This window comes from Peribacillus sp. JNUCC 23 (genome assembly GCF_053653995.1).
Map to the genome: position 1 here is coordinate 672,116 of NZ_CM132202.1, position 14,113 is coordinate 686,228.

Consider the following 14,113-nt stretch of genomic DNA (forward strand, 5'->3'; position numbering starts at 1 on the left):
AGCGCTTGTTCGCGTTTACCCTTTTAAAATTATAAAACAGTGAAAATTTCTTCAATAGATTTGCGCTCACGTGGATTTGGAATCATATCTGGATAACCGACATGAATACTACCAACGATTTTTTCTCCTGGTTGCACGCCTGCAGTTTCCCGGAATTGCGTAGCAAAAATCGTGGCATAGGTCGCCCAAAATGTTCCTAGTCCTTGTTCCCATGCCAATAATGTGAAATTATGAATGACGCAATTTATAGCTGCCAAATCTTCTTCACGAGTAACAGGGTTAGGATCTTCCTTCATGACAGCAAGAAGAATGGAGGGAGGGGTACTGACTTTATTAAACTCACGTTGACCCGCAGCCTCCTTTTTCGCAGGATCTTTTTCCTTAGTCATGGCTGCATTACGAGCAGCCTCAGCTAACGCGATCAGGCTGTCTCCTTGAACAAAGATGAAGCGCCAAGGCTGCGTCATCTTGTGGTTCGGCGCCCAAACAGCCGTCTCTAGCAGCTCTTGAATCAAGTCAACAGAAACCGGTGTATCCTTATAGCGTTTCACTGTACGTCTCTCTTTAATAATGGTCGATAAGCTCATTTTTAATAGACTCCTTCATCTGAATGTGATTGAAGAACTGTGTGTAAACGGATTACATAGCATAACTGTTAATATGTATGTTACCTGTAGTATATAAAGAATTCAGTAAATATTCAAAAGAAAATGCTGATCCCATATATGCTTAAAAGTAGGGGGTAAAAACATCTGGAATAAAGAGGGGGCAATATTCTAGTTATTTTTAAGTAATAAGCATGAAACACATATGGGAATCAGCAATTCATCTATAGTGGCTACTAATAAGTAGGCTCACCATTTAAGCAATCTATTATGCTAAGAGCATAATTTTTCGAGATTCAGAAGTCGATAATGATATTGAAAATCATTATCAATTAAATCTTCTCTTATTTTATCAAATATGTCAAGGGAATAATAGAAAAGTTATTCGGTTTTTTAAGAGAAGGATGATAAAGTATAATTCAGACTATTTAAAAATATCAAAAATAATTGTATGATAAAAGAATCGATCTTTCGTTTCACTAAATAGTTCCTTAAATGAAGGCTTGCATGATGCGAGACAGGCCGGTGTAAAACCAAGGCCGGGAACAGGAACAGATTAGTCAAAGTTCATTGCTCACAGAACTTACACTTGTTTACTTTGAAATAGAAATTTTGCGAAAGGAAATCATGGTGAAGTGTATGAAGATTTATTCGTATTTAAAGCCTTATCGAATGATGGTGGCGCTCGCTCTTTTCCTTATGCTGGCTGAATTAGGTGTGGAGTTGCTGCAACCGCTGTTAATGGCAAAAATAATTGATGATGGTATTATGCAGGAGAATCTTTCCGTTGTCATCAAATGGGGAAGTGTAATGGTGGGGATTTCTATATTCTCCTTTATCGGTGGAATCATTAACTCGTTTGCTGCGTCACATGTGAGCCAAAGTTTTGGCTATGACATTCGAAGTCATTTGTTCAAGAAAGTACAAGCGTTTTCATTCACCAACTTAACGAAATATCCAACATCCTCACTGATTACTAGGATGACGAATGACGTTACAGTTTTGCAGAATACTGTGTTTATGGCGATGAGGATCATGCTCCGTGCGCCGTTACTTATCATTCTCGGTACAGTAATGGCTTTGCTTGTTAACTGGAAATTGGCGTTGGTCCTCTTAATTTCGATTCCTGTGCTCATCTTGTTTTTAGCCTGGGTAATGAAGCGGGCATCGGTGATGTTTCGATTTGTTCAAGAAAAGCTGGATAACGTAAATGGAGTCATGCAGGAGAATTTAATGGGAATGCGCCTCATTAAAGCTTTCTTACGTAAAGAACATGAAGCAAGTCGATTTAATGAGGCAAATGATGCTTTACAAAAGAAAACAGCATCTTCACTACGATTCATTGAAGTGTCAACACCGATTCTGTTACTTGTCATGAATGTGGGACTTATTATCATTCTATGGCTTGGGCAAAAGAAAATGGCTACTGGTACTGTTCAAGTTGGAGAAGTGGTTGCTATTGTCAACTATGCGACAAGAATTACATCTTCGTTATCTGTATTATCCTGGTTAATTATGTCCATTTCTCGTGCTCAAGCATCCGTGAGTCGAATTACCGATGTATTGGACACGAAAGTTGATTTACTTGACACGAAAGAAGAAAGCAGAGGAAATGAGATTCATAGCGGGGAAATTACATTCAAAGATGTTTCATTCCGATATCCAACAGCGGATACGGATGCTTTACGGAATATTACCTTTACGGCAAAAGCAGGCGAAACGATTGCAATTATGGGGGCTACTGGTTCAGGAAAAACATCGCTATTTCAATTGATTCCGCGGCTATTTGATGTCGACCAAGGTCAAATTACAATCGATGGTGAAGATATTACGACCATGAAGCTAGACATATTGCGGAAAAAAATTGGCTTTGTCCCACAGGAGGCACTGCTCTTTTCGGGTTCGATTCAAGATAATATCGCATGGGGAAAAGATGATGCGAGTATGGCGGAAATCATTACGGCGGCCAAAGATGCGCAAATTCATGAAACGGTTTCTGCGCTTACGAATCAATATAACACGCCACTTGGTCAAAAAGGGGTCAATCTTTCCGGAGGGCAAAAGCAGCGATTAGCTATTGCCCGTGCGTTAGTTAGAAAGCCAAAAATACTGCTACTAGATGATAGTACAAGTGCGCTGGATTTAAAAACAGAAGCTAAGCTGTTGAATGCATTAAAAACCTATACATGTACGACATTGATCATAACGCAAAAGGTGAGTACCGCTAAGGAAGCCAATCAAATTTTGTTGCTTGAAGAAGGGGAACTGATTGCAAAAGGCCCGCATGAACAGCTTGTGGCTAGTCATTCATTATATCAGCAGATTGTGCTGTCTCAAATGGGAAAGGAGGGACTGACCGTTGAAAAGAGTACCTCCCACTCATCATAATGATAAGAAATCAAAAGTGAAAATGAAAAATTGGATGGGGACCGTTAAGCGGATCTGGAGCTATCTGGAAACGAATAAAACGATGCTGTTTCTCGTGTTATTCATGGTCGTGGTGAGCTCAGGGTTGGGGCTACTTGGTCCGTATTTAGTAGGCGTCTCCGTTGACGAATTTATTGTAATGAAAAAGTCTAACGGATTAACAATGATGCTTATAGGCTTATTTATCGTCTACGTGTTTTACTCACTATCGACTTGGCTACAAAACTACTGGATGATCGGCATCGCTCAAGAGTCAGTTTATCAGATGAGACAACAGCTTTTTGGGCACTTGCATAAACTGCCGATTCCATTTTTCGACCACCGCAAGCATGGTGAACTAATGAGTCGAGTAACCAATGATATTGAAAATGTCAGTTCGACTTTGAACAGCTCGGTCATTCAAATTTTTTCAAGTGTCCTGACGTTAAGTGGGACGATAGCAGTTATGCTTTGGCTTAGTCCGTTATTAACCTTGTTAACGCTCATCATCGTACCCATCATGTTTTACGGAATGAGATGGATTACAGGACGGACAGGGAAATTATTTAAAGAACAACAGCGAAATCTGGGCTCTTTAAATGGATTTATTGAGGAAACGATTTCTGGACAACGAATCGTGAAAACTTTTTCGCAAGAAGATAAAGTGATTGAGGACTTTATTGAACGCAGTAAAAAATTGAAGCAGTCAGGTTATTTGGCTCAAGCCTATTCCGGGTTTATCCCGAAACTAATGAATATGCTCAATAACCTCAGCTTTGCCATTGTTGCTGGATTTGGCGGGTATCTGGCATTAAAAGGGCAAATTTCAATTGGAACCATCGTAATTTTTACCGAGTATTCTAGGCAATTTACTCGGCCGTTAAATGATTTAGCTAACCAATTTAATACATTGTTATCTGCTGTTGCAGGGGCTGAACGTGTATTTGAAATTTTAGATGAAGAGATTGAAGAACGGGATGAGAAGGATGCGGAAGAGTTGAGCGTTGTAGAAGGACACGTTGCTTTTCAGTCTGTTTCTTTTTCCTATGAAAAGTCAGGGAATACTGTACATGATGTAAGTTTTGGCGTATCTCCAGGAGAAACGATTGCACTTGTAGGTCCGACTGGAGCAGGAAAAACAACCCTTATTAATTTGCTATCTCGTTTTTATGATCCAGACAGCGGCAGTATTCTTGTCGACGGTCATGATATTCAACACGTAAAGCGGTCGAGTTTACGTCGGCATATGGGCTTTGTTTTGCAAGATTCGTTCCTATTCCAAGGAACGATCATAGAAAATATCCGTTATGGCAGACTGGATGCAACCGACGAAGAAGTACTGAACGCTGCTAAACAGGCAAATGCTCACTCGTTTATTATGAAGCTCCCGAATCAGTATGAAACACAGCTAATGCAAGACGGAGGCGGAATCAGTCAAGGACAAAGGCAGCTCCTTTCCATTGCTCGAGCGATTTTGGCTGATCCGATCATTTTAATCTTAGATGAAGCAACTAGCAGTATTGATACGATTACTGAAGTGAAGATCCAAGAAGCCCTGCAACGACTAATGAAAGGAAGAACTAGTTTCGTCATTGCACATCGATTGAATACGATTCAAAAAGCAAACCAAATCCTTGTACTAAAAGACGGTGCAATTATTGAAAAAGGATCACATAGCTCATTGCTTCAGGAAAAAGGATTTTACTATGGACTCTACAACCGACAATTGGAAGACACGGCAAATTAAGTTGACAAGATGACTTAAACGGGAGAAATCCCTAGTTGAGTCATCTTTTTTTTATACGTATTCCATGCGTTAAACTTAAATATAAAACGTACATGTTAAGAAAATGAACCGTTTATTTATGGAGGATGTGGGTATTGATGTATAAGCACGATCAGTTGACTGAAAGGATGTTTTTGGGAGCGAGAATCTAGTTTAGAATACACAATCACATTTGTGGTTCTTATTATTAGGGGAATAGTAAGAAAGAGTGCGAAAAAGGAAAGGAGAGAGTTTAAATGAAACAATATGATGTGGCTATTATTGGATTCGGTAAAGGTGGGAAAACACTGGCATCCTTTCTTGGTAAACGGGGGAGGAAAATTGCGGTAGTTGAAAAATCGAAGAAAATGTATGGAGGGACATGCATTAATGTGGCTTGTATTCCGACCAAATATTTGATTCATGAAGCGAAAAAATTACAAGTTCATAAAAATCAAGAGTGGGACGAAAAAGCAAAGGCATATGCTTCTGTGATGGTAAGTAAGAAGGAATTTATCGATAAATTGCGTCTTGGCAACTATAAAAAAGTGAATAAATCGGAAGTGGCAGAAGTGATTGATGGATTTGCTTCATTTGTTGATGAACATACTCTTTCTGTCGAACAAGAAAATGGAATGATTCAAATAAAAGCGGAAACGATTATTATTAATACAGGTGCAACGCCAGTTCTTCCTGATATTGTTGGCATTAAGAATAACCCGGTTGTATATACGAGCGATACACTTCTTAATGAAGAAAGATTGCCACAAACTTTATCCATTATTGGCGGTGGATATATCAGCTTGGAATTTGCTTCAATGTATGCAGATTTTGGCTCCAAAGTCCGCATTTTTGATCGAGGGGACACATTCCTTCCAAAAGAGGATGAAAATGTCGCTAAAGCTGTTCGAGAGACATTGGAAAAGAAAGGGATCGAAATCTATCTACAAGCACAAAGTAAAAAAGTAGAAGGAGATCAACTAGTTATCGAGTTTACGAAGGAAAACTCTGAAAGAATTTTTCAATCTGACGCTATATTACTGGCAACAGGTCGAAAGCCAAACACCGATGGTTTACAGTTGGAAAAAGCAGGCGTTAAAACGGGTAAGCGAAAAGAGATTGTTGTCGATAATCAGTTGCGAACATCTACACCTCATATTTTTGCGATCGGTGATGTGAAGGGTGGACCACAATTTACGTATGTTTCCTTAGATGATTACCGAATCGTAGCGGATCAATTAACTGGAGGAAAGGAATATAACCAAGAGAAAAGAGGATATCTACCCTATTCGGTATTTATTGACCCTCCTCTATCCAGAATTGGTTTGACTGAAAAAGAAGCAACAGAGAAAAATCTGAACTTCGATCTGTTTACTTTGGCAGCGGCTGATATTCCAAGGGCGAAATTAATAGGTGAAACTGAAGGAATGTTACGAGTAATTGTTGAGAAAGATTCAGATAAAATTTTGGGTGCAGCTCTTTTTTGTGCAGAATCGTATGAAATCATAAATTTAATTAAATATAATATGGATACGAGAGATACTTATTATACTTTGAAAAATCAAATCTATACCCATCCATCGATGACTGAAAGCCTTAATTACTTGTTTGATGAACTTGTATAGTCAATTTAGAATAAAAAATGATTATAAAATTAATCGAAAATTTAGATAATTAATGGATTGGTTCTACGAAAAGATCCGATGAAACCATTGAATCGTAAGTCGGTACATCCCAAGAGGCCCTATTCTATACAGGCAAGTCGAAGATTGTTGTAAAAGATGAGTCTAATAAAAGTAAAACTTCAATCAGTGGGGGATGAAGAACTCCCTACTGATTGAAGTTTTACTTTATTTGCCCTTGTCTCATCACCTATGATATTATTTGATTGATTAATCAAATAAATAATTAAACGATCAATTAATATTTATCAGAAGTATTTATTTTGATTCCTGATCTTGTGAACAAAAGTGAGGAGATATTTTGTGAATGAAAATAAGCCATCTGTAGAGGGAAACCAGTCATTTATAGCAGAAGCAAGACGTGAGCAAATCATTAAGGCAGCGATTAAAACGCTCGATGAAATAGGCTATGTGAAGACAAGTTTGTCAAAAATTGCAAAAACAGCTGGTGTTAGTACAGCATTAATTTCTTATCATTTTTCTGATAAAAGTGATTTAATGAATCAACTTCTCATGAAGCTGATTGAAAGTTCTTCGACTTACATACTTACTCGAGTACAAATGGAAAGCACCCCTCGAGAGAAATTGCATGTGTTTATCGAATCTAGTTTGGCTTATCAAGGCACTCACCCTAGTCATAATGCAGCTTTATTAGAAATTATTTTCAATGCAAGAACACCAGAAAATATTCCGTATTATAAATTAAATGATGAAGAAGATGATGTCATTTTGCATGAACTTCGAGAAATCTTACGTGAGGGCCAAGAAAAAGGAGAATTTGGTGCGTTTAATATCCATGTCATGGCGAATATGATTCAAGGAGCAATTGGAGAATACATGATGGTTCATCCAAACCATACTCAAAAAGTAGATTTAGAAACATATAGTAATGAATTAATTAAAATTGTACAAAAAGCGACTGGATGAGGGAAGTTATTAAATAAATAATAAAGGGGAATTCGATGGTTCTTTTAGAGAAACTATTTAATTGGATGTTAGTAATCGGACTTGTCTTATTAGTAGGACGCATTATGACGGCTGTGTTTTTATTTCTGAATGTTCCCTTTACAACCTTTTTTAAAGACACGAATATCATTTCATTTATCATTTTAATAGTTGGTGCAATCGGTTCGCAAATGATGAAAGGGAATAAAAAATAAAGTGGAACTTCAATCAGTGGGACAGTGGGAGGTTAAACCGGGATAAACCTTTTGTACATCAGATACATGTGTAAATCGTTTCTTACCATTAAATCGGCATCCATGCTTTTGTGGAGAAAAGCTTTCTTGGAGAATTATAGAATAAATTATTATGAAAATGGTAAAACTATATCATAATGATGCCTAATAAGTGTAAGAGAGGAAATATTAGATGAAGAAAAGAATTTGGTTCAATCGCTGGTTTTCGACAGCGTATCATTTTATTGAAGCGATAAAAAATAATCCTGATGGAATGGAGTTCGAGATTTTCGGGACGCATTCTAATTCAAATACGGTGTATTTTCATGTGTGTGACCATTCAGAAACGGAGCCTGAAATAGATGGCGAAGCGTATATCCAATATTGTGTTGATTTTTGTAAAAAGAATCAGATTGATGTATTCATACCATATCAGCACGCATTGGAAATCTCGAAGCAGCTTAAACGATTCGATGAGCTAGGGACGCGCGTCTTAGTGATTCATGATTATTCGTTAATGGAGACAATATCGGATAAAGGAAAGCTCTATGAATCTTTCGAGAAAAATGGATTAGCGAAATTTATACCGGACTATCATATTGTAACAACCGCTGAGCAATTTGCAAAAGCATACCATCAATTACATAGCAGTGGGAAAACGGTCTGCCTCAAACCGGTTGACGGTAGGGGCGGTGAAGGATTCAGAGTAATTAAAGATGAAGAGGACGGGTTGAAAGATTTATTTGGTAATGTATCACATAAAATTTCGTTTACTGAAGCCTATAAAATTTTGTCAACAGAACCTTCTTTTCAATCATTAATGGTATTGGAATATTTGGCTGATTTTGAATATAGCATTGATTGCCTGGCTTATGGAGGAGAACTTCTTGCAGCTGTACCTCGTAAGAAAGCGGGGGGAAGGATTCGTGAGCTTGAGGAAGTACCTGAGCTACTCCAATTAGCCCAGTCGATTCATGACATTTACAACATTCCGTACGTGTATAATGTACAAGTAAAATATAATCAAGGCATTCCGAAGCTTTTAGAAATTAATCCGCGTATGTCAGGTGGTTTACACATTTCAACGCTTTCAGGGGTAAACTTCCCTTATCTTGCCGTGAAATTGTTATTAACAGGTGAGGCACAAGTAGACAAGCCAGTATTCGATATAAGAGCTACCCATATTGAGAATGCCGTTATTTTAGCAGATGGGCAGATGAAAAAAGCTATTTAATTCTATATAAAGAAAAGGGTATCCCAAAAAGAAAGGCCAGAACCTTTCTTTTTGGGATACCCTCTTCCTGTTCTTTCGAAATGGAGTCATTAAATAAGATCCACTTTGTTTAATTCTTCATTTTGTGTGATATCCAAATCGCAAGCTGTAAAGTGATGGCATCTTTGAAGTGTTTAGGATTATATCCGGTTTCCTCTTCAATTCTCTTCAATCGATAAATCAAGGTGTTTCTATGGATAAATAGTTCATCCGCGGTTTGTTGGATGTTAAAGTTATTTTTAAAAAAACTTTCAAGAGTGTCGGCATATTTTATGAGTGTTTTCGTCATGACTCTTTGGTAAAACCTTTCAGATTCATATCGATTCAGTTGATGAATTAAAACTTTGAGCTCAATGTCAGCAAAAGAGATAATCTCTTCAGAAGGATCACTGATTGCAAGTGCTAGATCACAATCTTGATAGGATTGACTGAACCTATTTAGGGAATCAAACGGAATACTGAATGCTAGGCGAAATGTTAGCTGCCGTTTTTTTAATGCATGATAAATTTCCCGAATTCTTTGATTAACCATCATTTCTGTTTGGTTGGAAAAAGCCAAAAAGATTCGATTCGTGTTAATAAAACCAACAATTCCGCTGTTCTCACCTAGTATTTTTTCTATCTTTTCAACAATAGTATGATTCGTAATCGTACCTTCAGCCATTTGAATGACGAGGGAATTGTATGGCGGATGCAAGGTAATGCCAAGTAAATTAAGACCACGACGAATCTGATCAAAGGAGGGATGAATTTTTAATAATTCTTCAATGATCATTTCTTTTGTCCGTTTCTTCCATTCCATCTGGGAAGCCATATATTCAGCCTTTATCATTAACTCTGTTGTCATCTTTACTAATTCCCCTAAATCAGCCATTTCATCTGGATTACCTGTAATGCCGATGACTCCAACAATCTTGTCATGAAAAACAATAGGGAGGTTGATACCAGGGTGAGAACCTTTCCAAGAGACACTCTGATTAGAGGATATTATTAGTGTCTGTCCGGTTTTTAAAACGTGAAGTGCTCCTTCGTGAATATCATCGATTCTCTCAACATCACGGGAAGCGATGATAATACCAGAATCATTCATAATATTAATATTTCGGTTAAGTCGTATCGAAGTTTCCTTAACAATTGTATGAGCAATACTCCTTGTTAACATAATTCCTCCCCGTTTTAGTTACTATGAACAAAATATTCGGAAAATTAACCTCGTATTTTATACGTTAAACATGAAGCTTTTAATAGTCAAGTTCAGTTATAATTTAACTAGAAAATGAAAGCGTTTTCTTAAAAGGAGGAGGATTATGAAAATCGTTATAGCACCAGATTCATTTAAAGGTAGTTTAAGTGCAGTAGAAGCAGCCAACTCTATCAAAAAAGGCATTAAAAAGGCATTTCCTGCTGCAGAAACTGTCTTGCTGCCTATAGCTGATGGTGGTGAAGGGACGATGGAGACATTGGTTGTAGCTACAGGCGGTAGCAGAAAGCATGTATCCGTTACTGGGCCATTCGGAGAAGCGGTGGAAGCTGAATACGGCGTATTAGGTGATGGAGAAACATGTGTCATTGAAATGGCGTCTGCATCCGGACTTGCACACATTACCTCTGACAAGCTTAATCCAAGACTTACAACTACTTATGGAACTGGAGAATTAATTAAGCAAGCTTTAGATGATGGGTTTCAATCTTTCATTTTAGCAATAGGCGGCTCTGCTACGAATGATGGAGGAGCTGGAATGTTACAGGCTCTAGGGATGAAGCTTTTAGATGAAGAAGAGAAGGAGATTTCCTTTGGTGGAGCTGAATTAGCCCGGATACACTCAATCGATATGAGTGGATTTGATAAAAGAATTAAAGCGAGGAATTTTCTAATAGCTTCCGATGTACAGAATCCATTCATTGGACCAGATGGGGCTTCTTCTGTTTTTGGCCCACAGAAGGGAGCGACTTTAGAAGATGTAAAAATGTTGGATCAATGTTTAGCCCATTTTGCAAATGAAGTGGAAAAAGTCACAGGAATCCATCTTCATAACCGACCAGGTGCTGGGGCAGCCGGAGGCCTTGGCGGAGCTTTTCAAGCGTTCTTTCCTGCTGAAATGAGGCGAGGGATCGACATTGTGATTGAATATACGAAATTACAGCAAGCGCTTATCGGGGCGGATCTTGTGATTACTGGAGAGGGTCAGGTTGACTTTCAGACAGCATCTGGAAAAACACCAATGGGAGTAGCACAAGCCGCTAAATCACAAGGAATTCCCTCTATCATTCTGGCAGGATCTATTGGACCTGGCGTTGAAACTTTATATCCATTTGGGGTAGTGAGTGTGAACAGTATTATTAATCAACCGATGATGCTGAGTGAAGCAATGGAACGTGCAAGTGAATTATTAGAACATTGTTCAGAGCAAGTTATTCGTTCATTTTTTTATAATCAACTAAATGGATAAAGGGTGGTTTGGCATATGAAAATAAAAAAAACGATAGAAAAAGTTCCGGGTGGGTTAATGGTTGTTCCTCTTTTGTTTGGGGCGCTACTAAACACGATTGATCAAATGCATATCCCTGTTGTCATGAATTTCTTGAAGAAGCTTGGAGTCGCCGAAACACCAGAGGGATTTTATGAATTTTTACGAATCGGTGGGTTTTCGGAAGCTTTATTTAAAAATGGTTCACTCGTATTAATTGCACTCTTTCTCTTCTGTGCCGGAAGCCAGATGAATTTGAAAGTGGGAGGGCGAGCGCTTAAGAAAGGTGTCTTGCTCACATCTTCAAAATATTTAACAGGTCTTACAATAGGACTACTATTTGGCATCTTTTTCGATCCAATGAATGGGATTCTTGGATTGTCTACCTTGGCTATTATTGCCGCTATGACAAATGGAAACGGTGGAATGTATGTAGCCTTAACGGGTCAGTATGGAAACCGTTCGGATGTTGGCGCGGTGTCGGTCCTATCTTTAAACGATGGTCCGTTTCTCACTCTAATGTCTCTAGGTTTATTAGGTTCTAGTTTTCCAGTTATTGCATTTATCGCTGTTTTACTGCCAATTGGTTTAGGGATGTTACTTGGGAATTTAGATCCTGAAATCCGAGCCTTTTTAAAACCGGGTGAAATCCTGCCTGTTCCTTTCTTCGCCTTTGCTTTAGGGGCGGGGATGAACCTTGCTAATTTCTTCAACCCTTCCGTTGTCGCTGCAGGCCTCACAATCGGTATTTTAACAACTGTGCTTACTGCTGCGACTGGCATTCTAGTATTCAAGTTATTCAAAGAAAAAAGTTATATTGGTCCTGTTGCTGAAGCATCCACAGCAGGAAATGCCGCAGCTACCCCGGCAGCGATAGCAGCTGCATCTGCAGTTGCAGCAAGTTCTGGCATGATGAGTAATGCGGAGGCTGCTGGCTATGCCAGTATCGTAAACGTTGCTACCGCGCAAATCTCAATTGCTACGTTAACAACGGCTATTTTATGTCCAATCGCTGTTATTTTAGTAGATAAATATCAAAAGAAACGTGGGATCGATGGGACGATTGAAGAGGTAGGCCTAAATAATGACATTAACAAAGCGACTCAATCATCTATCCATTAAGAGGATGTTTAAAAGCGGCTGACTTAGAAATCTTGAACTGTATATAAGATAGATGTGGGGTTGCTCTAACCCCCTCTTGTCTTTTACTTAAAGACCCTCTTCTTTTGAATGTTTACTTTGAAACTCTTATTTTTACAGGGAAAGGAAATGGATATGAAAACAAATTTATTGTACGGAAAAGATGGATTGTTACTTGAGTTGCCTGATGATATATTCTTGGTTGAACCAAACCATCTACCAGGAATTGAGGAAGAAAAAGAGGCGGTTACACATGCTCTTAGACATCCAATAGGTGCTCACTCTCTTAAGGAGACCGTTAAAGCGACGGATACTGTCGCAATCGTTATCAGTGATATTACAAGACCTACACCTAATCATAAACTAGTACCTTGGCTGATTGAGGAATTGAACCATGTTCCACTAGAGAAGTTTGTCATAATAAACGGCACTGGTACTCACCGGGACCAGACAAGGGAAGAGTTTGTTTCGATGCTTGGCGAATGGGTCGTAGACAATATTCGGATCATTAACAATAATTGTCATGATAAAGAAACGCTAGTTAATTTGGGGCAGAGCAAGTTTGGTTGTGATGTTTATTTAAATAAAGAGTATGTCGAAGCTGATTTTCGGATTGTAACGGGCTTTATTGAACCCCATTTTTTTGCTGGTTTTTCTGGGGGACCAAAAGGTATTATGCCAGGGATTGCTGGGATAGAGACAATCATGACATTTCATAATGCAAGAATGATCGGGGACCCCCAAGCTACATGGGGAAACATGGAGAACAACCCTGTTCAAGACATGACGCGTGAAATAAATCAACTGTGCAAACCAGACTTCATGTTGAACGTCACTTTAAATAAAGACAAAGAAATAACTGCTGTATTTGCCGGTGAATTGTACGAAGCACATGACAAAGGGTGTGCGTTTGTTAAGGAACATGCGATGATACAGTGTGCCGAGCGATTTGATGTAGTCATTACATCAAATTCAGGCTACCCTCTTGATCAGAATCTTTACCAAGCGGTGAAGGGGATGAGCGCCGCGCATAAAATCGTAAAAAAAGGAGGTACAATTATTATTGCTTCCGAATGTTCGGATGGGCTTCCGAGCCACGGCAACTATTCGAAGATTTTTGACATGGCGAAAAGTCCTCAAGAGCTATTAGATTTGATAAACAGTCCTAATTTTAAGATGTTTGATCAATGGCAAGTTCAAAAACAAACAGTGATACAAGTGTGGGCAGATGTATACGTTTATTCCAAACTTACGGATGAGCAGGTGAACGGGGCCATGCTAAAAAGCTCGCATAATATTGAACAAACGTTAGAGGAATTAAAACAGATTTATGGTGATGATATGTCAGTAGCTGTTTTGCCAATGGGTCCACTCACGATTCCCTATGTAGAAGAGTAAAGTGAGGCCGGGATAACATGGTAAAGAAAGAGAACTGGTATACTCTTTATAAATAATTATAAGTAAAGTACTCATATAAGGGGATGTCCTATAACATCCCCCGTAATTACTACATATAGTTTATAAAAAAGCGTAATAAGGAGAGAGTTGTTTTATTAGTAATTTCGATCTAAGACGACAAAAGTGGCCCCGGCGTGC

At 38.5% G+C, this 14,113-nt stretch carries 11 protein-coding genes; 9 read left to right on the forward strand and 2 right to left on the reverse strand.

The window, feature by feature from the left end; all coding sequences use genetic code 11:
• Positions 1-29: 29 nt before the first annotated feature.
• Entirely contained in the window at positions 30-587 is a 558-nt protein-coding gene (locus JNUCC23_RS03325; RefSeq protein ID WP_403074712.1) for a nitroreductase family protein, read from the reverse strand.
• A gap of 657 nt (positions 588-1,244) precedes the next feature.
• Between JNUCC23_RS03325 and JNUCC23_RS03330 the strand changes: the two genes are divergently transcribed.
• The 6 genes from JNUCC23_RS03330 (at position 1,245) to JNUCC23_RS03355 (ending at position 8,870) form a co-directional block, all read left to right on the forward strand.
• Entirely contained in the window at positions 1,245-2,993 is a 1,749-nt protein-coding gene (locus JNUCC23_RS03330; protein ID WP_454214293.1) for an ABC transporter ATP-binding protein, read from the forward strand.
• Between the two features lie 22 nt (positions 2,994-3,015).
• On the forward strand, positions 3,016-4,758 hold the full coding sequence (locus JNUCC23_RS03335) for an ABC transporter ATP-binding protein (protein ID WP_454215973.1): 1,743 nt from the start codon (positions 3,016-3,018) through the stop codon (positions 4,756-4,758).
• A gap of 275 nt (positions 4,759-5,033) precedes the next feature.
• Positions 5,034-6,401, forward strand: a complete 1,368-nt coding sequence (locus JNUCC23_RS03340; protein WP_454214295.1) for an FAD-dependent oxidoreductase — start codon at positions 5,034-5,036, stop codon at positions 6,399-6,401.
• Positions 6,402-6,761: 360 nt separating this feature from the next.
• Positions 6,762-7,385, forward strand: a complete 624-nt coding sequence (locus tag JNUCC23_RS03345) for a TetR/AcrR family transcriptional regulator (RefSeq protein ID WP_454214297.1) — start codon at positions 6,762-6,764, stop codon at positions 7,383-7,385.
• Between the two features lie 35 nt (positions 7,386-7,420).
• Positions 7,421-7,618, forward strand: coding sequence for a hypothetical protein (locus JNUCC23_RS03350; protein WP_454214299.1), 198 nt, complete (start codon positions 7,421-7,423; stop codon positions 7,616-7,618).
• Positions 7,619-7,829: 211 nt separating this feature from the next.
• Positions 7,830-8,870: an ATP-grasp domain-containing protein gene (locus JNUCC23_RS03355; RefSeq protein ID WP_454214301.1), complete on the forward strand. Its 1,041-nt coding sequence runs from the start codon at positions 7,830-7,832 to the stop codon at positions 8,868-8,870.
• Between the two features lie 109 nt (positions 8,871-8,979).
• Here JNUCC23_RS03355 and JNUCC23_RS03360 read toward each other — a convergent pair whose 3' ends face one another.
• Entirely contained in the window at positions 8,980-10,071 is a 1,092-nt protein-coding gene (locus JNUCC23_RS03360) for a CdaR family transcriptional regulator (protein WP_403074698.1), read from the reverse strand.
• A gap of 145 nt (positions 10,072-10,216) precedes the next feature.
• Between JNUCC23_RS03360 and JNUCC23_RS03365 the strand changes: the two genes are divergently transcribed.
• The 3 genes from JNUCC23_RS03365 (at position 10,217) to larA (ending at position 13,915) form a co-directional block, all read left to right on the forward strand.
• Complete coding sequence (locus JNUCC23_RS03365) at positions 10,217-11,359, forward strand: glycerate kinase (protein ID WP_403074696.1); 1,143 nt, start codon at positions 10,217-10,219, stop codon at positions 11,357-11,359.
• 15 nt (positions 11,360-11,374) lie between these two features.
• Positions 11,375-12,499 (forward strand): 2-keto-3-deoxygluconate permease, encoded by a 1,125-nt coding sequence (locus tag JNUCC23_RS03370; protein ID WP_403074693.1) that lies wholly within the window; start codon positions 11,375-11,377, stop codon positions 12,497-12,499.
• A 153-nt stretch (positions 12,500-12,652) separates the two neighbouring features.
• Positions 12,653-13,915 carry a nickel-dependent lactate racemase gene (gene larA / locus JNUCC23_RS03375; protein WP_454214304.1) on the forward strand — a complete coding sequence of 421 codons (1,263 nt, stop codon included), beginning with the start codon at positions 12,653-12,655 and terminating at the stop codon, positions 13,913-13,915.
• Positions 13,916-14,113 lie beyond the last annotated feature (198 nt).

Bases quoted from the DNA above. Each gene is read 5' to 3' on its own strand.
- JNUCC23_RS03350 (WP_454214299.1), top strand. From the start codon at position 7,421: ATGGTTCTTTTAGAGAAACTATTTAATTGGATGTTAGTAATCGGACTT.
- JNUCC23_RS03325 (WP_403074712.1), bottom strand. From the start codon at position 587: ATGAGCTTATCGACCATTATTAAAGAGAGACGTACAGTGAAACGCTAT.
- JNUCC23_RS03335 (WP_454215973.1), top strand. From the start codon at position 3,016: ATGAAAAATTGGATGGGGACCGTTAAGCGGATCTGGAGCTATCTGGAA.
- JNUCC23_RS03370 (WP_403074693.1), top strand. From the start codon at position 11,375: ATGAAAATAAAAAAAACGATAGAAAAAGTTCCGGGTGGGTTAATGGTT.
- JNUCC23_RS03340 (WP_454214295.1), top strand. From the start codon at position 5,034: ATGAAACAATATGATGTGGCTATTATTGGATTCGGTAAAGGTGGGAAA.
- JNUCC23_RS03330 (WP_454214293.1), top strand. From the start codon at position 1,245: ATGAAGATTTATTCGTATTTAAAGCCTTATCGAATGATGGTGGCGCTC.
- JNUCC23_RS03360 (WP_403074698.1), bottom strand. From the start codon at position 10,071: ATGTTAACAAGGAGTATTGCTCATACAATTGTTAAGGAAACTTCGATA.
- JNUCC23_RS03355 (WP_454214301.1), top strand. From the start codon at position 7,830: ATGAAGAAAAGAATTTGGTTCAATCGCTGGTTTTCGACAGCGTATCAT.
- larA (WP_454214304.1), top strand. From the start codon at position 12,653: ATGAAAACAAATTTATTGTACGGAAAAGATGGATTGTTACTTGAGTTG.
- JNUCC23_RS03365 (WP_403074696.1), top strand. From the start codon at position 10,217: ATGAAAATCGTTATAGCACCAGATTCATTTAAAGGTAGTTTAAGTGCA.